Here is a 20,042-nt window from a genome sequence, read left to right as displayed (position 1 = left end):
GTCTACGGCGTCGGGGTGGTGTTGTTGAAGCCTGACGGATACCGATCGCTATGACTGCACTGGAATGGTTGCTCATTCCGCTCCTCGCGCTCACCCTGGTGGTGTTGACGCTGTTCTCCGCCAATCTGGCGACCCTGAGTCTGGCGCGCCTGCTCGCGCCCCGGCGAGCGCTCGCCAGCGCCGCACTCGATCCCGAGCGACTGCCCGAGGTGCTGGTGCAGCTGCCGCTCTACAACGAGGGCGAACTGATCGGCCCGTTGCTCGAACACATGGCCGCGCTCGACTGGCCGCGCGAGCGGCTGCACGTACAGGTGCTCGATGACAGCACCGACGACTCGCTGGCGCTCAGCGAGCAGGCGGTGGCCCGCGCCCGTGCCGCCGGGCTGCGCGTCGAGCTGATCCACCGGCGCGAGCGCACCGCCTTCAAGGCCGGCGCCCTGGCCGCCGGACTGGAGTGCTCGGAGGCGCCGCTGGTGGCGATCTTCGACGCCGACTTCGCACCGCCGCCGGACTTCCTGCGTCGCACCGTGGCGGTGCTCGAGGCCGATCCGGGGCTGGCCTATGTGCAGACCCGCTGGGCGCACCGCAACCGTGACCACAGCCTGCTCACCCGGGTGCAGGCGCGGTTGCTCGATGCCCATTTCCGCGTCGAGCAGGAGGCGCGCTGGCGGCTCGGCCTGCCGGTGCCCTTCAACGGCACCGGCGGGGTGTGGCGTCGCGCGGCGATCGAGTCCGCCGGCGGTTGGCACGGCGACACCCTCACCGAGGACCTGGACCTGAGTCTGCGCGCGCACCTGCGCGGCTGGCGCTCGGCCTTCCTCGGCGCGCTGGAGGTGCCGGCGGTGCTGCCGACCTCGACGCGCGCCTGGCGCGCCCAGCAGTTTCGCTGGAGCAAGGGCTTCGCCCAGTGCTTCCTCAAGCTCGCCCCGATGGTCTGGTCGAGCCCGCGCCTGGCGCCGTGGCAGAAGCTGCTGATCGGTCTCGAGCTGGCCCAGCCGCTGGCCTTTCTGCTCGGCTCGCTGTGTCTGCTGATGGGGCTGCCGTTCATCGCCGGGGCGGCGGTCGGCGGCGCGCTGCTGGGCACGGTGGCGATCACCGCCTCGGTGCTCGGGCTGGTCGCGCCGGTCGGCTTCCTGCTGCTCGCCGGTCACGGGGGCGGGGTGCGGGAGACCGCGCGCGAGGTCGCCGGTGCCCTGGTGCTCACCAGCGGCTTGCTGCTCTCCAATGCCCGCGCCGGGGCCGAGGCGCTGCTCGGTCATCGCAGCGAGTTCGTCCGTACCCCGAAGCGTCGGGGTGGTCCCGGTGCGCGCCGCCGCCAGTGGCGCGGCGGTCTGCCGGAACTCGCCGCGGGGCTCGCGCTGCTCGGCTTCGTGCTGTTGCAGCAGCCCGTCGCGGTGATCTATCTGCTGGTGGTGATCGGGGGGCTGCTCGGGGTCGGCGCGCTGCAGCTGCGCGATGCGCTGCTGCTCGACCGACCCGGCGAGCCCGGCGCCTGAGTCGCGCCCCGGGCAACCGACGGTTGGAGCGCCACCCGGGGCGAAAATCGCGTCCCGGGTGGCGATTTTTGGGGCCTTGGTCAAGTATCATGTTCGGTCTTCGCTTGAAACCCGAACCATGAGCACATTGCCAATGCTGGTCCTCCGTGGCGCGCCCGCCCTTTCCGATCTCCGTCTACGCAAGCTCGCCGAGCGGCTGAGCGCGCATACCGCCCGTCCGCTGCGGGTCTATGCCGAATACGTTCATTTCGCCCAGCTCTCGCGCCCGCTGGACTGGTCCGAGCAGCAGGTGCTCGAACGCCTGCTGAGCTATGGCCCGAGCCTGCCCCAGCACGACCCCGAGGGCGGACTGGCGCTGGCGGTGCCGCGCCCCGGCACCATCTCGCCGTGGTCGACCAAGGCCACCGACATCGCCCACAACAGCGGGCTGGCGGCGGTCGAGCGCATCGAGCGCGGCATCGCCTACTACGTCACCCTGGAGGACGGCACGGTGCCCGAGGCGGCGCTGCTGGCGCGCGCCGCCGAGCTGCTCCACGACCGCATGACCCAGGTGGTGCTGGGCGCGCTGGAGGAGGCCGAGCAGCTGTTCGTGCGCGCCGAGGCGCGCGCACTGCGTCGCGTCGATCTGCTCGGCGGCGGGCGCGCGGCGCTGGTCGCGGCCAATACCGAGTTGGGGCTCGCGCTCTCCGAGGACGAGATCGACTATCTCGCCGAGAGCTTCGGCGCGCTCGGGCGCAACCCCAGCGACGTCGAGCTGATGATGTTCGCCCAGGCCAACTCCGAGCACTGTCGTCACAAGATCTTCAACGCCGACTGGACCATCGACGGCGAGGCGCAGCAGCGCTCGCTGTTTGCGATGATCCGCAACACCACCCAGTGCGCGCCCGAGGGCGTGCTCTCGGCCTACAGCGACAACGCGGCGGTGATCGAGGGCAGCATGGGGCAGCGCTTCCTCGCCGACCCCGACAGCGGCGTCTACGGCGCGCACGCCGAGCCGATCCACGTGCTGATGAAGGTCGAGACCCACAACCACCCGACCGCCATCGCCCCCGATCCCGGCGCGGCCACCGGCTCCGGCGGCGAGATCCGCGACGAGGGCGCCACCGGCCAGGGCTCCAAGCCCAAGGCCGGGCTGTGCGGCTTCTCGGTCTCCAACCTGCGCATCCCCGGCTTCGAGCAGCCCTGGGAGGTCGACCACGGCAAGCCCGGGCGCATCGTCTCGGCGCTCGACATCATGCTCGAGGGGCCGATCGGCGCGGCGGCCTTCAACAACGAGTTCGGCCGGCCCAATCTCGCCGGCTACTTCCGCACCTACGAGCAGAGCGTCCCCGGTCTCGCCGAGGGCGAGGACGAGCTGCGCGGCTATCACAAGCCGATCATGATCGCCGGCGGGCTCGGCAACATCCGCGCCGAGCACGTCAACAAGCAGTCCTTCCCCGCCGGCACCCCGCTGATCGTGCTCGGCGGTCCGGCGATGCTGATCGGGCTCGGCGGCGGCGCGGCCTCGAGCATGGCCACCGGCGCCTCGGCCGAGGACCTGGACTTCGCCTCGGTACAGCGCGCCAACCCCGAGATGCAACGCCGCTGTCAGGAGGTCATCGACCGCTGCTGGGCGCTCGGCGAGGACAACCCGATCCTCTTCATCCACGACGTCGGCGCCGGCGGGCTGTCCAACGCGCTGCCCGAGCTGGTGCACGACGGCGAGCGCGGCGGGCGCTTCGAGCTGCGCGAGGTGCCCAACGCCGATCCCGGCATGTCGCCGATGGAGATCTGGTGCAACGAGGCCCAGGAGCGCTACGTGCTGGCGGTCGACGCCGCGCGGCTCGAGCGCTTCCGCGCCATCTGCGAGCGTGAGCGCTGCCCCTACGCGGTGGTCGGCGAGGCGACCGAGTCCGAGGAACTCAAGCTCGGCGATCGTCAGCTCGACGACACCCCGATCGACATGCCGATGTCGCTGCTCTTCGGCAAGCCGCCGAAGATGCACCGCGAGGTCAGTCACGTCAGCCCGCGCCGTGCGCCGCTCGACACCGCCGCGATCACCCTCGACGAGGCCGTCGAGCGGGTGCTCGGTCTGCCCACGGTGGCCGACAAGAGCTTCCTCATCACCATCGGGGACCGCAGCATCACCGGTCAGGTGGCGCGCGATCAGATGGTCGGTCCCTGGCAGGTGCCGGTGGCCGACTGCGCGGTGACCCTGAGCGACTACCAGGGCTACACCGGTGAGGCGATGGCGATGGGCGAGCGCACCCCGCTGGCGCTGCTCGACGCCCCGGCCTCGGGGCGGATGGCGGTCGGCGAGGCGCTGACCAACATCGCCGCGGCCGACATCGCCCGTATCGGCGACATCAAGCTCTCGGCCAACTGGATGGCCGCCGCCGGTCATCCCGGCGAGGACGCGCGGCTCTACGACACGGTGCGCGCCGTGGGCCTGGAGCTGTGTCCGGCGCTCGGCATCGCCATCCCGGTCGGCAAGGACTCGATGAGCATGAAGACGGTGTGGCAGGGGCCCGAGGGCGAGCGGCGCGAGATGACCGCGCCGCTGTCGCTGATCGTCTCGGCCTTCGCCCCGGTGCGTGACGCGCGCACCACCCTGACCCCGCAGCTGCGCACCGACCTCGGCGACACCGAGCTGCTGCTCGTCGATCTCGGGCGGGGCGCCAACCGGCTCGGCGGCTCCTGTCTGGCGCAGGTCTACGGCCAGCTCGGCGAGGTCGCGCCCGATCTCGACGACCCGGCGCTGCTCAGCGGCTTCTTCGCCGCGATCCAGACGCTGCGCGCCCAGGGCCACCTGATCGCCTATCACGACCGCTCCGACGGCGGTCTGCTCGCCACCCTCGCCGAGATGGCCTTCGCCGGTCGTTGCGGGCTCGACATCGATCTCGCGCCGCTCGCCGGCGACGACCTGGCGGTGCTGTTCAACGAGGAGCTGGGCGCGGTGGTGCAGGTGCCGAGCGCGGCGCTCGCCGCGGTGCTGGCCGAGTTCGAGTCGGTTGGTCTGGGCGATTGCGTGACCCGTCTCGGCGCGCCCTCGGTCGATGGTCGGGTGCGCATCCGGCGCGGTGAGCAGACCCTGTTCGCCGCCACCCGTGCCGAGCTGCAGCGCACCTGGTCGGCGACCAGCCATCGCATGCAGACGCTGCGCGACGACCCGGAGTGCGCCGATGAGGCCTATGCGCGCATCGCCGATGCCGCCGATCCCGGGCTCAACGCCAGCCTCGGCTTCGATCCGGCCGAGGACCTCAGCGCGCCCTATATCGCCCGTGGCGCGCGCCCGCCGATGGCGATCCTGCGCGAGCAGGGCGTCAACGGTCAGGTGGAGATGGCCGCGGCCTTCCACGCCGCCGGGTTCGAGTGCGTCGACGTGCATCTCTCCGACGTCGTTGCCGGTCGCGCCGAGCTGAGCCGCTTCCGCGGTCTGGTCGCCTGCGGCGGCTTCTCCTACGGCGACGTGCTCGGCGCCGGCGAGGGCTGGGCCAAGACCATCCTCTTCAACGCCCGCGCCCGCGATCAGTTCCAGGCCTTCTTCGAGCGCACCGACACCTTCGCCCTGGGCGTGTGCAACGGCTGTCAGATGCTCTCCAACCTGCACGAGCTGATCCCCGGCGCCGGCCACTGGCCGCGCTTCGTGCGCAACCGCTCCGAGCAGTTCGAGGCCCGTACCCTGATGCTCGAGGTGGCCGACACCCGCTCGCTGCTGCTCGCCGGCATGGCCGGCTCGCGGATGCCGGTGGCGGTGGCCCACGGCGAGGGACGCGCCGAGTTCCGCGACGAGGCCCATCTCGCCGCGGCGCGCGCGGCGGTGGCGGTGCGCTATGTCGAGAACGACGGTCATGTCGCCGAGCAGTATCCGGCCAACCCCAACGGCTCGCCCGAGGGCATCGCCGGTCTGACCACCGACGACGGTCGGGTGACCATCATGATGCCGCACCCCGAGCGGGTCTTCCGCACCGTGCAGCACAGCTGGCACCCGGATGGCTGGGGCGCGGATGCGCCCTGGATGCGGCTGTTCCGCAACGCCCGGGTCTGGGTCGACTGATCCCCGCGATCGCGCCCGCGCCCGCCGCCGGCGGGCGCGGCGTATCATGGCGTCTGGATGACGCGGCGCGTCGGCGCGCCCGTCGATGTCTTCGCCCCTGTTCGATGGATCGGGGGGAGGGAGGCGGGAGACACGCCCCGGCCAATCGTCGGGCGCGTCTCCCTGGATCGTGATCACATTGAGGTGATGCCCCATGGAAGTCTCCAGACTGACCCTGTGCGCCCTGCTCGTCGCCACCGCGCTCGCGCCCCATGTTGCCAGCGCCGACGACTGGCGGCGGATCGATGCCGCCGCGCCCTTCGTCGACACCGACGGGGTGTTTCGCACCCCCGCCTGCTCCGGCTCGCCGCGGCTGGAGGAGGGTGAGGTGGTGGCCACCGACACCGACTACGCCTTCTTCGTCCGCGACGGTGATCCCGAGCGGTTGCTGTTGTTCTTCGACGGCGGTGGCGCCTGCTGGGACGCTGGCACCTGTATCGACGCCGCGCTCGACGGCGACGTGCTCTATTACCCCGAGGTCGACGAGACCCCCGCGGAGCTGGCAGGCTTCGGCGGGGTGTTCGACATCGATCGCGACGACAACCCGTTGCGCGACCATCTCCAGGTCTATCTGCCGTACTGCACCGGCGACCTGCACCTGGGCGCGCGCGACACCAGCTATCCGCTGCCCGACGGCGGCGACTGGACCATCTATCATCGCGGGCACGACAACGTCATCGCGGTGCTCGAGTACCTCGCCGACTATTACGCCAACGAGGTCGGTGAGCCGCCCGAGGAGATCGTCCTGGTCGGCGCCAGCGCCGGCGGTTACGGCGTGCTCTACAACTATCCCGCGCTCGCCCGGCGCTTCCCCGGGGTCGAGCGGGTGCGGGTCCTGGTCGACTCCTCCAACGGGGTGATCTCCGAGGACCTGTTCGAGCGCGCGCTCGAGGCCGACGGGGTGTGGGGCGCACAGGAGAACCTCGACCCCGAGATCGCCTCGGCCTTCGACGACGGCGCCGGCCAGCTGGTGCCGGGGCTGTTCAACACCCTCGGCTGGCAGTACCCGGACGCCCGTTTCGGTCAGTACACCCGCGCCTATGACGCCGTGCAGGTGCTCTTCTTCAACGTCTCCTCCAACCTCGGCAATCCCGAGCGCTGGTTCGATCCGGTCCATCTGCTGCTCTCCGGGCTGGAGTGGACCACCCGCGCGCGCGCCTCGATGTGGGGCACCGCCTTCACCACCTGGAACTATCGCTTCTACCTCGCCCAGGGGCAGACCCACATGGTCTCCTTCTACGACGACTTCTTCAGCGAGGACAGCGCCGGCGGTATCGAACTGGTCGACTGGTTCAGCGACATGATCGAACGCCGCTGGACCTTCGGCAGCGACTGGCGCAACGCCAGCTGCGTCCCCGCCTGTCTGCCGCCCGAGGGGCTCGACCTGTCCACGCTCTAGCCTGATTGTCCCCGGCGCCGCGAGGCGTCGGGGACGATCGGGTACATCTCTTGCCGTTCAGGGCGTTGCCGTCGTCTTGTCACAGGCCGCCGCGCGCTGGCGGCGCGTCTCCGCCGTGTCCTCGATCAGCACCGAGATGATCGCCAGCTTGCACGCCTCGGTCTCGACGGACTCGGGGTGGCTCCAGTCGATGCTGCTCCGGGTACTGGGCTGGTCGACAGTGGCTCGGACGTGCTGGGAGCGCGGTGTGGGTGTCGGGGCAGGCGCGGGCGCGACGAGCCGCTCCGGGGCGGTAACCGGCATGCGCCAGGGCTGGGTGAGCGACTGCCAGCCGAGTATCGTCAGCGCGAGGCCGATGAGTCCGAGCAGGGAGATGACGCGACGGCGCAGGCGTCCGGTCGTGCGGCCATGACGGGCGGTGAGCTGGTCGAGGTGCGCGCGACGGGTGCTTTTGTCGTCACGGGTGGCATCGAGCAGATCCTCCCAGGCGAGCTGTAGCGCGATGGGGGCACTCTGGCCGGCTGATGCGCCCAGGACCTCGGGCAGCTCGGCCAGCGTGGTCACGCCCGCCGGTCTCCCGCGGGCAAAGCTGGCGCGTCCACTGAACACCACCAGTCCGCGTGGTTGGTGTGCGTCACCGAGTCGTGCCCGGACCGCCTGCAGGTGGGCGTGGTTCTGGCGCAACGGATTCTGGAAATCATGCTGGTTGCGTCCGCAGCGCTGGGTCCAGCGCGCCTCGTGCGCGCGCCCGAGGATGTGGCAGCCGAAGTGCTTGGTCTCGATCACCCAGATCGTCTCGGCGGTGAGGGCGAGACGGTCGATCTGTGTCCAGCCGCCGCGCCCGTCCGCCAGTAGCCGGTCGTGACAGGTCGCCAGGCAGTGACGATCGAGCACGCGCGCCACCCGGCGCTCGCCGCTCCAGCCGCGCAGGCGGGGCCGAAGCGCGGCGAGCAGGCGGGGGAGCACGGTGGTGAGCAGTAACAGCCCCAGGAGCATCGGGCCGACCTGGATGACCAGGGGCCGGAGCTGGGTGAAGAGCTGGTTGGCGATCTCCCCGATCAGGGGGCGGAGTCCGTCCATGGGTGCGGCCCTGTCCGTGTCGGTGAGGGCCGAGTCTACCCCGCCGCCGCTCCCTCAGGGCGTGACTGGGTGCGACATCCTGCAACGCCGCTCCAGCCGTCGGTCCTGGTGGTAGTCGAGCCCGAGGCGCAGCGCGATCTCGGCCGCTCGATGTCCAGGTTCACCGTGACCAGCCGTCCCGCGATCGCCACCCCAGGTAGCGCCGTGAGCGGTTCGAGTGGCGGCCGGTCGGAGAGCGTGCACAGGGCCACCGGCGCCGTGGCATCGCCGACCAGGTAGTCGCCCGGTAGCGGCGGCCAGCCGGGCAGCCTCGATACCGATTGCCGCCGACGTGCTCCCGCGCTGAATCGGTCACGCCCTCACTGGGGTGATGGCGGGCGGTGACGGCCAGGCGGTTGTCGCCATCGGTGCCTCGGGTCATCAGTTGCGCCAGCGCGTGCATGACACTGGATCGGTGGGCAGCCAAACTACGATGCCCAGCACCCAGCACCCAGCACCCAGCACCCAGCACCCAGCACCCAGCCCCCAGCCCCCAGCACCCAGTGGGGAGGATTGGCGCCCATAATGGCGCCAGAGGCTGATGTCTTGCGTCAACGGCGGGAGGAAGCGCGCCCAGTGGCGGCTGATAGCTTTTCCTTCGCGGTTCAATCTCCCCGGCCGGGCGCGTTCAGCCGGTATTGGAGACGGCTCGGAGGCTTGCCGGCAGGTGTTCGATCAAGTAGTCGATCAGGCTGCGCACCGAGGGCAGCATGCCGCGTGGGCTGTGATAGAGCAGATAGATGTGGTGCGTGGTGCCGGTCCACTGTGGCAGGATCTGCATCAGCGTGCCGGCTCGGATCGCCGTGGCGACGACGGGCTCGGGCAACAGCCCGATCCCGAGCCCGCGGCAGACGACCTCTTGCAGCAACCGCATGTCGTTGGTCTCGACGCGCGGGGAGAGTTGGAGCGTCATGCGCTGCCCCTTCGGTCCGGTGAGTCGCCAGCGTGTCTGGCCGTCGGTCGATTCCTCGGAGCGACAGATGACGTCGTGGGCCGATAGTTTCTCTGGTCCCGTGGGTTGTCCTCGCCGTTTGAGATAGACGGGACTGGCGACCAGGATACGGTGCGCGTCGGCCAGCGGCCGGGCCACCAGATCGAGCGCCTCGTCGATGCGGGCGCTTGGGCGCAGCGCCAAGTCGAAGCGTCCGTCGAACAGGTCGACCACGCGATCGGTGGCCTCCACCATCAGGTCAACCTTGGGGTACTCGGTCAGATAGTTCGCGAGGATAGGGGCCAGATAGCTCTCCGCCATCACCTGGGGACAGGTCAAGCGCACGGTGCCGGCGGGCTCGCGGCGCAGGTCGGCGACGCTCTCGTAGGCGCTCCGCGCGCCTTCCACCGCCGCCCGGCAGTGGGCGTAGAACCGTTCTCCGGCCTCGGTCAGCGCGATGCGCCGCGTCGAGCGGTGCAGCAGCCTCACCCCGAGGCGCGACTCCAGCGCCGCGATCCGTCGGCTCAGTCGGGTCTTCTCGACCCCGGTGGCGCGGGCGGCGGCGGAGAAGCCATGGTGCTCGACCACGGAGGTGAAATAGACCAGGTCGTTGAAGTCGTCCACGGCTGATTGGTGCTCTGGCGCAACAGTCTTTGGCGATCCCGCATCTTATCACCGGCCCGGCACGACAGTACCCTGGCTCCAGCGTCACCCGGCCCCAGGTCGCCCATCCGATGAGGTTCCCCCGATGACAGATCAGCCGCCCCTCGAACTCCTCGCCTTCACCGACCCGGTCTGTACCTGGTGCTGGGGGAGCGAGCCGGTGCTGCGTGCGCTGCGGATCGGTTATGGCGATCAGTTGCGCATCCGCCCGGTGATGGGCGGGCTGGTCGAGGACATCCGTACCTTTTACGACCGCGCCAACGCCATCGGCGGCGACCCCGAACAGGCCAACGCGGCGATCGCCGCGCACTGGCTGGAGGCCTCGGCGCGTCACGGCATGCCGGTACGGACCGAGGGCTTCCGGCTGTTCGGCGCCGAGACGGTCTCGACCCATCCGCAGAACATCGCCTGCAAGGCCGCCGAGCTGGCCGATCCGCGGCTGGCGCCGCGCTATCTGCGCCGTCTCCGCGAGGCCTCCGCTGCCGAGGCGCGCGAGACCGGACGGCGTGAGGTGCTGATCGAGCTGGCCGCCGAGGTCGGGCTCGATCTCGCGACCTTCATCGGGTGTCTGGAGGACGGCTCCGCCGAGCACGCCTTCCGCGCCGATCTGGCGCTGACCCGTCGAGCCGGGGTGCGCGGCTTCCCGAGCTTCCGGCTCGTCTTCGGCGAGCGCGCGCTGGCGCTGCACGGCTATCAGGGCTTGGCGAACATGCGCGCGGTGATCGAGAGCCTGAGCGAGGGTGCGCTGTGCTGGCGCGCGCCGCGCGGTGGCGCCGAGGGGCTGCTTGAGCTCATCCACACCCTTGGGCGGATGGCCCCGGTCGAGTTGGCCACCATCCTCGAGCTGTCCGCACCGGAGCTGGAGCGCCATCTCGCCGTGCTGGAACGCGCGGGGGCGATCCGGCGCGTGGTCGCGGGCAACGGCTGCTTCTGGGAGGCGGTCGGCGGCGCGGCCGGCTGTGATCCGGCCGCCGGGCTCTGCGTCGCCTGACAGAGGGGGAGGTGGGGGCGGGGTGCGGACTGGCCCTGGTGCTCGCTGCTGTCTCGACCGGGCCGGTTCGGCTCGCACGGGGCGGTGGTCTGCGCCGGTCAGGCCGTCGGTGTCTGCCGCGCCTCTCTGACCGAGGCCATGGCATCGAGCCGCGCGGCCATGTCCGCCTTGCGTGCGATCAGCTTGTCGGCGAGTTTCTGACTGCCGCCGCCCTCGTCGATGACCGCGCGGATGCGCGCGTCCGAGAGCCGCGTCACCACCGCGATGGCCGCCGCGATGGCCTCGGCCCGCATATCGCCGAAGAGCCTGACGGCGTGCGGGTTGCCGGCGTCATCGCGCAGCACGTCGAGCTCATCCACCCGGGTGCCGAAGGCCTTGCCCTTGGGGTCGCCGTGGGCGCGGAACGACAGCGCGCCGCCGAGGTCGAGCGTCAGCACCCGGTCGTCGACCACGCCCTGGTTGTCGCCGTCGAAGCCGGCGGCGTCCCAGTTGGCCGTCCAGGCGTGCACGCCGAACCAGCGTTGGGCCTGTCTGCGCTCGCGCTCGCTGAGGTGGGCCACGCAGCGCTTGTCGAGTTCAAGCCATTCGGTTGCGACCTGATCGGTCCGCATGGTGCGCACATAGGTCAGGGTCGGCGCCCCGGTCAGCGCGTAGAGGCGGGCTGCGAGCATCTCGTTGCGCGCGTGCATCGGCGACTCCAGCGTCTTGACGTAGTAACGCCGTCCGTCCGCGTCCTGGAAGAGACCGGCGGGGTTGGTGCCCAACTGGCCGCCGATGCGCTGCATGGCGTCGGTATCCACGGGTGCTCTGGCGGAGATCATGGCGGCTCCTGGCTCAGTCGATGGGTCGGGTGCGGCGCACCAGGGCGAGTTGCGAGGAGGTTTCGATGGCGCCCTTGCGCGCGCCACGAACCTCGCGGATCGCCGTCTCGGGGTCCATGCCCAGCTCGACGAGCAGACGGGCGGCGATCATGCCCGCGCGGCCCAGCCCTCCCCGGCAGTGCACCAGCACGGCCTTGCCATCGCGGAGCCGCTGGCGGATCTCGGGGCCCTGGGTGAGCCACTGGGTCTCGAAGGCCGGGCTCGGCACCGAGTAGTCGGCAATCGGCAGGTGACGCCAGTCGATGCCCCGGCGCCGCACCGCCTCGCCCAGCTCGGGGACCTTGAGCGTCACCAGCTCGGCGGGTTCCACCAGGGTAAGCACCAGGGTTGCGCCCCAGGTGGCGATGACATCGAGATCGGCGGCGAGGTCGCGCCGCCAGGCGCCGGTGTGGGCGAAGGGGTCCTGCTTGCCCGGGCAGAAGGTGATCCCGATCCGGCCGTGCGACGGGCTCGCTCGGACCTCGGCGATCTGCAAGGGATGCGTCTGGCTGGTCCGGGCCGCTGACATAACACCACTCGATGTGGGGTGAAGGACATGGGCATGGGAGTTTAGCAAAGCGTCGGGGCGGACTCCTCCCGCGGTCGCGTGCCGCGATGGCGGCGCTCCCACTGGGGCGGCGGGCGGCGCGTCCGCTCCTGGTGGAGCGAGCGCACCAGTCATGGGTTGATTGGTGCATCAGTGCAACAGTCCTTGGCGATTCTGCCGTCTTATCAGAGCAAGGGAGTCGGGATAGGCTGGTCCCAGGTTCGAGGTCCCCTGGCCGGTCCCTGGCGTGCGGTCGTTGCCGGGGGAGGGCAGGGTCTCCATCCTCGCCATAGGTCCCGGAGATCGGCGCGGGCAACCAGCCGATCCCGTGACAGCGACGAAACGTTTAGAGAGTGTTCCTGATGATCGTTTCCACCCAGCAGAGGCTCGAGATGCTGCGCACCATGCTCCTGGCGCGGCGTTTCGAGGAAACCCTGACCGAGCTGTGCCAGCAGCCCGACAAGATCCACGGCATGATGATCCTGGCGACGGGGCAGGAGGCGGTCGGCTCGGGGGCCTGCGCCGCGCTGTCGCCGGCGGATGTCATCGTCACCAATCATCGCAGTCATCACCACCTGCTCGCTCGCGGGGCGGATCCGAAGGCGCTGATGGCCGAGATCTTCGGTCGGCGCACCGGTTGCAACAAGGGTAAGAGCGGCACGCTGCATCTGGCGGTGCCCGAGGTCAACGCGCTCTGCACCACCACGGTGGTCGGCGGCGGCTTCCCCATCGCCACCGGGCTGGGCTTCGCGCAGCAGTATCGTGGCGAGGCGGCGGTGACGCTGTGCTTCTTCGGCGATGGGGCGACCAGCGAGGGCTCCTTCCACGAGGCGCTCAACCTCGCCGGGCTCTGGCGCCTGCCGGTGGTCTTCGTGTGCGAGAACAACCGCTATGCCGCCGCGCAGGGCTATGACGAGCACACCCCGATCGAGTCGCTGGCGACCCGCGCCGATGCCTACGGCATGCCGGGCGAGCAGGTCGACGGCAACGATGCGCCGGCGGTGTTCGAGGCCACCCGGCGCGCCCGCGAGCGCGCTCTGGCCGGCGAGGGACCGACGCTGATCGAGTGCATGACCTACCGCTGGCGCGGTCACGGCGAGGGTGATCCACAGCGCTACCAGCCTGCCGAGGAGATCGCCGCCTGGAAGGCGCGCTGTCCCATCGAGCGGTTGAGTGGGGCGCTGTGTGAACGCGGCGAGCTGTCCGCCGCAGTGCTTGGCGAGATGCGCGCCGAAGCGGCCGAGGTCGTCGCCGAGGCGGTGCGCTTTGCCGAGGAGAGCCCGTGGCCCGAGCCGCACGAGGCGCTCGACGATGTCTGGGTCGCGTGAGGGGGAGATGACGATGCAAACACTCGGAATGGGCCAGGCGGTCAATCAGGCGCTGCGCGAGGAGATGGCGCGCGATTCACGGATCTTCCTCGCCGGCGAGGGCATCGGGGTCGGTATCCACGACAGCCCGATGATGCCGACCGCGGGGCTGCTCGAGGCCTTCGGTCCCGAGCGGGTGAAGGACACCCCGGTGTCGGAGGCGGCGATCGCCGGGCTCGCGGTCGGTGCCGCCGCCGGTGGGCTGCGCCCGGTGGTGGAGGTGATGTTCAACCCCTTCTTCACCCTGGCCTCGGACATGATCATCAACCACGCCGCCAAGCTGCGCTATCTCTCCGGCGGCAAGACCCGCTTCCCGCTGGTGGTGCGGATCAAGAGCGGGGCCGGTTTCGGCGCCGGCTGCCAGCACTCGCACAACCTCGAGGCCTGGGTCGCACACTGTCCGGGGCTGAAGGTGGTAATGCCGGCCACCCCGGCCGACGCCAAGGGGCTGTTGAAGTCCGCCATCCGCGACGACAACCCGGTCATCTTCATCGAGGACATGGGGCTCTACTTCGCCCCGGACGCGGTGCCGGAGGACGATTACACCATCCCCATCGGCAAGGCCGACATCAAGCGCGCCGGCACCGATGTCACCGTCGTCACCTGGTCGAAGATGCTCGGTGTCGCCATGCAGGCGGCCGAACAGCTGGCCGGCGAGGGCGTCGATGTCGAGGTCGTCGACCTGCGAACCCTGACCCCATTGGACAGCGAGACCATCCTCGCCTCGGTACGCAAGACCGGACGTCTGGTGGTGCTGCACGAAGCGACCCGCACCGGCGGTTTCGCCGGCGAGATCGCCGCCGTGGTCATGGAGCAGGCCTTCGCCGACCTCAAGGCCCCGCTGCGCCGGGTCACCGGCCCGGACATCCCGGTCCCGGCCAGCCCGCCGCTGGAGCAGTTCTACATCCCCGACGCGGGGCAGGTGGTCGCGGCGATCCGCGAGATCGTCTGACCCCGACCCCGGAGGCGCTCCGTCGTCTCCGGGTGTCGTTAGCTCCCGTCCATGGGTGCCCGTATACGCATGCGCCGCGCCGTCGACGACCGAGATCGTCGACGGCGCGGCGCTTCGTCCTGCTGCCTCAGTCCTGCCACTTCTGGATCTCGATGATGTTGCCTTCGGGATCCTTGGCGTAGATCAGATGGATGGCGCCGAGGCCACCGACATCGCCATGGACGGTCTCGCCGACGGTTGATCCGCCGTGATCGAGCACCTTCTGCAGACAGGCGTCGACATCGTCGACGGCGAAGGCGATGTGGCCGAAGCCGAAGGTGTTGATGGCTTTCCTCGCCTGCGTGTCCTGTTGATCGTATTGGAAGATCTCCAGTGTCGGACCGGTGTCGTCGAAGCCCGGCAGCAGGAGGTGGATTCCCCGTATGTGAACGGAGTCAATGGCCGTCAGGCGGTCGAGCCAGTCGCCCGCCAGATCGCGTTCGGGTGGTTTTGGCGTGCAGCCGAAGACGTTGGTGTAGAAGGTCGCGAGCCGCTTCCAGTCCTGGGCGACGATGTTGGTGTGGCTGAAGGAGATACGCATGTCTCGTCGGCGGCTCCGGTGAGGAATGGCTGGGTTCGTGGGCGGGCGCGTCGCATGACGGCCCAAGCCCTGAGCTTTCTTGCCCGGGGCGTCGCTGTCAACAGACGAGAGCGCCATGACGCGCCCTGCGCCGTTCAGGTCCACGGCTCCAGCCGCCAGCCCTCGGCGCCGCCGACCAGGCGCGCGGTCAGGTCCAGCGCGTCCAGAAAGGCGTCGTCGTGGGAGACCACCTCCAGCGCCCCCTGGTAGTCGCGCAACAGCTGCTCCAGCGCGAGCAGCGAGGGCCGGTCGAGATGGTTGCTCGGCTCGTCGAGGGTCGGCAAGTCCGCCGCCGAGAGCATGGCGCCGATCAGCGCGATGCGTATCGACCCGCCGTCGCCGCTGAGGGGCGCCGGCGTGGGTTCAGCGTGTCCGAACCTTGAAGGTCGCGATCAGCCGCTCGAGTTGGGCGGCTTGCTCGGTGAGGGTGTGCGCGGCCATCGAGGACTGTTCTGCGCTGTTGCTGTTGTGATTGATGACCTCGTCGATCTGCGAGATGGCATCGCTCAACTGCTCGACTCCGCTGGCCTGTTCGTTGGCCGCGAGTGCGATATCCCCCACCAGAGAGGATGTCTCGGAGGAGCCGGAGACGATCGTCTGCAGGGCGCTGGCGGTCTCATCGGTGAGCTCCAGACCCTTGGTGGTGCGAGTCGCCGTGCTTTGGATCAGTTGGGCGGTCTGCTGGGCGGCCTCGGCGCTGCGCGCCGCCAGCTGACGCACCTCGTCGGCGACCACCGCGAAGCCGCGACCGTGCTCACCGGCGCGTGCCGCCTCGATGGCCGCGTTCAGGGCGAGCAGGTTGGTTTGGGCTGCGATCTCTTCGATCACCTGGGTAATCTTGGTGATGTCCTGACCCGATTGCTCGATTTGCTGCATCGCAGTGCGCAGCTCTTCCATCAGCCGGTCTCCGTCGCGCGCCGACGCTTCGGCATTCTTCGAGAGGGCGTTTGCGCGCTCCGCCTTGTCGGCGCTTTGACGAATCTGGTCTGCCATCTGGCCGATGGTGGCGCTGATCTGGGTGACAGAGGCGGCCGATTGAGTGGCGCCGCTGGCGAAATCCTGGCTCAGGCCCGATACCGTCTGTGCCTTTTCGGTGATCAGTGAAGCGCCGGATTGTACTTGGGACACCAGGTTGTTGAGGTTATCGACCATACGCTTGAGGGCGATGCCGAGCTGATCCTGCTCGGATGCCAGTGCGACATCCAGGTCAAGGTTGCCGCGCGAGATCTGCTCGGCGAGTTCGGCACGGTCCTGCAGGCTATCGGCCATGGTGTCGAGGCTGCGGGCAAGCTGCCCGATCTCGTCCTGTGAGGTATGGGTAAGACGTTGCGAGAGGTCCCCGGTCTGGATGGCATGTGCGAGCCCCGCTGCGCGGCGGATCGGCCCGGCGATCGAGCGCGCAGCGAACCAAAGCACGGCCATCGCCAGCAGTGCGACCAGGACGCTGACGAGGACCTGCATCAGGGTGCCGCGCTGTCCCTGGGTGGCCATGTCGTCTCGCAGGGCATAGGCCTTGGCAAGGACCAGGCGGGCGTCGACGCTGAGCATGACCGACCAGGTGGTCCCGGTGCGGCCGAGCTTGATCGGGAAGAAGACCTCGATCATCCCGCTCTCATCGTCGACGCGTGCGAGCGCCTTCTCCTGCTTGATGATCTCGAGGCTTTGCTGCCAGCCCTGGGGATCGATCGCCTTGAGGGGCTGTCCGATGTGCTCGGGATGCGCGCTGGCGGCGATCACCAGCCCTTGCTCGCTGACGATGGCGACGTCACCTTCGCCATCGTAGATGTTCTGGGAGATCTGCCGGCTGATGCGCTGGACGAAATCGAGGTCATAGTCGGTGCCGGCCACGCCCTGAAATCGGCCATTGACCATGATCGGTACCGAGAGCGTCGCCAGCCAGACCTGCTTGCCCTGCACGACATAGGGCAGGGGAGCGAGGATACTTTCCCGCCCCGTCCGCTTCGGGTTGATGTACCAGCCGCCCTTCATCACGCCGTTTGGGTGGCGTTCCTCGGAGTCGTACTCGACCAGCGCCTGGACGTCGATCTTGCCGCTGGGGTCGCGTGTCCAGTAGGGGGTGAAGCGGCCGGTCTGATCGTTGTTGCCATCGCCTGTGCCACGGAATGCGGCATCACGACCGTCGATGGTGTTGGGCTCCCAGCAGGAGTAGGTGCCGTTGAATTCGGGGTTTTCCTCCAGAACCTTCAAAAGGATGGCGTTGACGTGACTGCGTTCGAGGTCGAGGTCGGCGCCGGACTGGGCTACGGCGAAGACGTTGGCCATGGTCCTGGCAGTGTCGAGGGCGGTGTCGAACTTGGCCCGAATGTCGCCTGCGTATTTTCCGGCGAGGATTTCGAGTTCTTCGAGTGCCGCTGCCTCGGCCTGGGATTCGACGCGTTCGGAGACGAGGCTCTGGGTGGAGTGGGAAGAGTAGACCCCGTAGCCGACGAGGATACCGGCGGTGGCAAGCAAGCAGAGTCCACCGATGAGTGCGATCTTCTGCTGAATCGATTTGACGACCATTTTCCCTCCATATGCATGGATATATCGGGGGTATCCTGCGTCGACTACCAAGATCTGTGCATGGGTCGGGCGGCGGCGGTTTTCAACGCTTTGTGTTTTTGCTCGCTCCTTGTCGCGCCGACTCGCGGAGGGGCGTATCGGTTGGCAGGGCTGCATGCCTTCCGTGAGCGTCGGGCGCGGTCGAGTCGCTCCAACCAGGGGGTGGTCGTGATCGAAGGCGAGGGCCCGGGATGGCTGAATCGGCGAAGAGTTCTCTGGACAAGGGGGCGGCCCTCGCCAGCACGGAACCCCCTCGCTATGCGCTCAGCGCTCACGCTGAGTGATTGGCTCAACGCGCTGGCGGTCCGCTGAAACGAGGAAGCTCGTCCAGGTTCTGACGGGTCCAAGCCGCCTGGTTCTCCACATAAATCTTCGCGTCCGGGCGTCTGCCGACGACTGAGTCCAGACAGCCTGCTGGTACGACAAGCGGGGCGTCAGGTGTCGATCGTGTCGGCAGTGCCGATCCGCAGTGTATGCAGAAGCTCTTTTCGTGCAGGGTGTTGGGCAACTGGAAGGTCTTGACGTGCGCCTTGCCTTCGATCCAATGAAGCCGCGCGGATTGTGAGAACAGATTGGCGGCGTGAGCCGACCCCGTGTCCTTTTGGCAATACGTGCAATAGCACAGATAGAAGCTGTCGAAATCACCCTCGATCTCGAAGCGGACTCGACCACACAGACAGGATCCGTGGTGTCTTCCTTTCATTGAATGCTGCATGCGTGTTGCTCCTGTCGTGGCGGAGAGAAGAGCAACCGGGCTCTTCTCTGACCTCGAAGATAGCGACACTCCCGCCGCGCGGCGAGCGCGATCAGGCGCTCTGGCGCGCCGATCGCGGCGCCAAACCCCTTGAGCAGGAAACCGGCGTGCTCGACGAAACGCTCCGGCGCGATGCCGAGTCGGGAGAGGATGTCGGGCAGATCCGCCGGGATCGCCCCGCGCTTGCGTGGATGCAGGGCGCGACCGAGCGAGTCGACCAGGGTCAGATAGCCGTCGAAGGTGAAGGGGATCGCTGCGGGGACCTCGGCGGGGTTGCCGAAGGGCAGTAGTGGGGCAGGGGGCAGGCGACCGAGGACGGTCTCCCAGAGATTGGTGCTGCGAGCGTCTGGCGAGCTGTCGGCGTGATCGGTCACGGCAGGTGAGGGCGGGTGCGTGGCTGGCGGGGCGTCATCCGTCTCGGACGTCGCGGTCTCCTGGGCAGCACGCGCGCGTTGCGAGCCGGGATGGACGTCTGGCGGTGCTCGTCTTGCCGTATCGGGTGACGGCGCCACGACGAGATGCCGCCCGTTCGCCGCGCCATCATCGCCCGCACGCAAGGCGGCGATCCGTGCCGCAATCCCGGTATGCGCACTCTCCTCCGGTGTCTCCGCGATCCCCGCCCGAATCGGGTTGAGATCGACATAGGCCATCACCGCCAACAGCGCCGTCTCATCGAGGATCGCCTGCGAGCGAAAGCGCCCCTCCCAGAACCGCCCGCGCACCCCGTCCTCCCGATTCGCCGCCCGCGCGATCGACTCGTTGAGCACCCGCATGAACCAGGAGAGATCCGCCAGCCGCGCCCGATAGGTCGCGACCAACCCCGCGACCACCTCCAGCTCCGCCTCGGTCATCCCCGCCCGCGTCGCAGGCGACAGGAACCGCTCCACCACCACCGGCCCCCGGAACAGACACCGCCAGCGCCGCAACACCTCGGCATCCGACCACCCCGCCGCTCGATCGGCATCCACCCGCACCACCAGATGCACGTGATTGCTCATCACCGCATAGGCCGCGACATCGATCGCGAACACCCCCGCGAGCTGACGCAACCGCAACTCCACCCAGCCGCGCCGATGCTCGAAACTCCGCCCGGTCAGCCGATCGAAGCCGGGTAGTGCCCTGACTGATAGGATTTTGAATCGCTCGATGTTTTTGAGCTTTCCCGCAATGAATCACACGCACATCGTAGCGTTGTAGTGATGAATGAAGTTCCAGAGTGCACCCAGATGGTTTTCCTGGTTCTTCGAGAACGCAAGCGACTTTCTCACCAAGCGGGAGATACGCTGCCGGAGTGTACCGTTGGGTAGTGCCCTGACCGATAGGATTTTGAATCGCTCAATGTGTTTGGCTCACCTGCAGTGAGTCAAGCGCACATCGTTTCGTTGTAGTGATGAATGAAGTGCCAGAGTGCACCCAGATGGTTTTCCTGGTTTTTCGAAAATGCGAGCGACTTTCTCACCAAGCGGGAGATACGCTGCCGGAGTGTACCGTTAAACCGTTCGATATGGTTGGTTTCCCCTTGTGACTTCGCACTGGGATAATGTCGGTGTGCCGGGATGATCCGCGCATAGGCGCTCCAAAAATCTGTGTAGACGGGAGCGGAAGTCTGATATTGCGCTGGGATGGAATCCCACAGAGCCTGTGCGGAGCGCTCCGTACGATCGCCAACATGGACCCCGACGATACGCCGGGTCAGGCGATCCATGG

At 68.6% G+C, this 20,042-nt stretch carries 16 protein-coding genes and 1 pseudogene; 6 read left to right on the top strand and 11 right to left on the bottom strand.

Annotated features, from left to right (window positions below; translation table 11 throughout):
• Positions 1-50 precede the first annotated feature (50 nt).
• The 3 genes from EBL84_RS14060 (at position 51) to EBL84_RS14050 (ending at position 6,970) form a co-directional block, all read left to right on the top strand.
• Positions 51-1,496, top strand: coding sequence for a glycosyltransferase (locus EBL84_RS14060; RefSeq protein ID WP_123141391.1), 1,446 nt, complete (start codon positions 51-53; stop codon positions 1,494-1,496).
• Positions 1,497-1,629: 133 nt separating this feature from the next.
• Positions 1,630-5,532 (top strand): phosphoribosylformylglycinamidine synthase, encoded by a 3,903-nt coding sequence (gene purL, locus EBL84_RS14055; protein WP_123141390.1) that lies wholly within the window; start codon positions 1,630-1,632, stop codon positions 5,530-5,532.
• Between the two features lie 193 nt (positions 5,533-5,725).
• Complete coding sequence (locus EBL84_RS14050; RefSeq protein ID WP_123141389.1) at positions 5,726-6,970, top strand: pectin acetylesterase-family hydrolase; 1,245 nt, start codon at positions 5,726-5,728, stop codon at positions 6,968-6,970.
• A gap of 57 nt (positions 6,971-7,027) precedes the next feature.
• Here EBL84_RS14050 and EBL84_RS14045 read toward each other — a convergent pair whose 3' ends face one another.
• The 3 genes from EBL84_RS14045 to EBL84_RS14035 form a co-directional block, all read right to left on the bottom strand.
• Positions 7,028-8,050: a nuclease-related domain-containing protein gene (locus tag EBL84_RS14045; protein WP_123141388.1), complete on the bottom strand. Its 1,023-nt coding sequence runs from the start codon at positions 8,048-8,050 to the stop codon at positions 7,028-7,030.
• 35 nt (positions 8,051-8,085) lie between these two features.
• Positions 8,086-8,358, bottom strand: coding sequence for a hypothetical protein (locus EBL84_RS17600; RefSeq protein ID WP_123141387.1), 273 nt, complete (start codon positions 8,356-8,358; stop codon positions 8,086-8,088).
• A 359-nt stretch (positions 8,359-8,717) separates the two neighbouring features.
• Entirely contained in the window at positions 8,718-9,644 is a 927-nt protein-coding gene (locus EBL84_RS14035) for a LysR substrate-binding domain-containing protein (RefSeq protein ID WP_123141386.1), read from the bottom strand.
• Positions 9,645-9,768: 124 nt separating this feature from the next.
• On the opposite strand from EBL84_RS14035, the gene EBL84_RS14030 reads away from it, so the two are divergent.
• Positions 9,769-10,674 (top strand): DsbA family protein, encoded by a 906-nt coding sequence (locus EBL84_RS14030; protein WP_123141385.1) that lies wholly within the window; start codon positions 9,769-9,771, stop codon positions 10,672-10,674.
• Positions 10,675-10,772: 98 nt separating this feature from the next.
• Here the strand turns inward: EBL84_RS14030 and EBL84_RS14025 are convergent, their stop codons facing one another.
• Positions 10,773-11,495 carry a hypothetical protein gene (locus EBL84_RS14025; RefSeq protein ID WP_123141384.1) on the bottom strand — a complete coding sequence of 241 codons (723 nt, stop codon included), beginning with the start codon at positions 11,493-11,495 and terminating at the stop codon, positions 10,773-10,775.
• A gap of 13 nt (positions 11,496-11,508) precedes the next feature.
• Positions 11,509-12,063, bottom strand: coding sequence for a cyclin-dependent kinase inhibitor 3 family protein (locus EBL84_RS14020; protein ID WP_123141383.1), 555 nt, complete (start codon positions 12,061-12,063; stop codon positions 11,509-11,511).
• A 380-nt stretch (positions 12,064-12,443) separates the two neighbouring features.
• On the opposite strand from EBL84_RS14020, the gene EBL84_RS14015 reads away from it, so the two are divergent.
• Entirely contained in the window at positions 12,444-13,409 is a 966-nt protein-coding gene (locus EBL84_RS14015) for a thiamine pyrophosphate-dependent dehydrogenase E1 component subunit alpha (protein ID WP_123141411.1), read from the top strand.
• Positions 13,410-13,416: 7 nt separating this feature from the next.
• Positions 13,417-14,400: an alpha-ketoacid dehydrogenase subunit beta gene (locus tag EBL84_RS14010; protein WP_369958009.1), complete on the top strand. Its 984-nt coding sequence runs from the start codon at positions 13,417-13,419 to the stop codon at positions 14,398-14,400.
• Positions 14,401-14,527: 127 nt separating this feature from the next.
• Here the strand turns inward: EBL84_RS14010 and EBL84_RS14005 are convergent, their stop codons facing one another.
• The 6 genes and pseudogenes from EBL84_RS14005 to EBL84_RS13975 form a co-directional block, all read right to left on the bottom strand.
• The gene (locus EBL84_RS14005; RefSeq protein WP_123141382.1) at positions 14,528-14,980 is read right to left on the bottom strand and encodes a VOC family protein; all 453 of its coding nucleotides are present in this window, start codon (positions 14,978-14,980) and stop codon (positions 14,528-14,530) included.
• A gap of 134 nt (positions 14,981-15,114) precedes the next feature.
• Positions 15,115-15,321 (bottom strand): hypothetical protein, encoded by a 207-nt coding sequence (locus EBL84_RS14000; RefSeq protein ID WP_190287977.1) that lies wholly within the window; start codon positions 15,319-15,321, stop codon positions 15,115-15,117.
• A gap of 61 nt (positions 15,322-15,382) precedes the next feature.
• Entirely contained in the window at positions 15,383-17,542 is a 2,160-nt protein-coding gene (locus EBL84_RS13995; RefSeq protein ID WP_123141381.1) for a methyl-accepting chemotaxis protein, read from the bottom strand.
• Positions 17,543-17,870: 328 nt separating this feature from the next.
• Positions 17,871-18,296, bottom strand: a complete 426-nt coding sequence (locus EBL84_RS13990) for a GFA family protein (protein WP_123141380.1) — start codon at positions 18,294-18,296, stop codon at positions 17,871-17,873.
• Positions 18,281-19,450: pseudogene (locus EBL84_RS13985) on the bottom strand (transposase); the annotation flags it as partial. The pseudogene EBL84_RS13985 and the gene EBL84_RS13990, both read right to left, overlap by 16 nt.
• Positions 19,451-19,698: 248 nt before the next feature.
• Positions 19,699-20,040 (bottom strand): IS1 family transposase, encoded by a 342-nt coding sequence (locus EBL84_RS13975; RefSeq protein ID WP_123141379.1) that lies wholly within the window; start codon positions 20,038-20,040, stop codon positions 19,699-19,701.
• Positions 20,041-20,042 lie beyond the last annotated feature (2 nt).

This window comes from Marichromatium sp. AB31 (genome assembly GCF_003718685.1).
Classification (GTDB): domain Bacteria; phylum Pseudomonadota; class Gammaproteobacteria; order Chromatiales; family Chromatiaceae; genus Marichromatium; species Marichromatium gracile.
The sequence above is the reverse complement of the archived record's forward strand: the minus strand, read 5'-3'. Positions and strand labels throughout refer to the sequence as shown.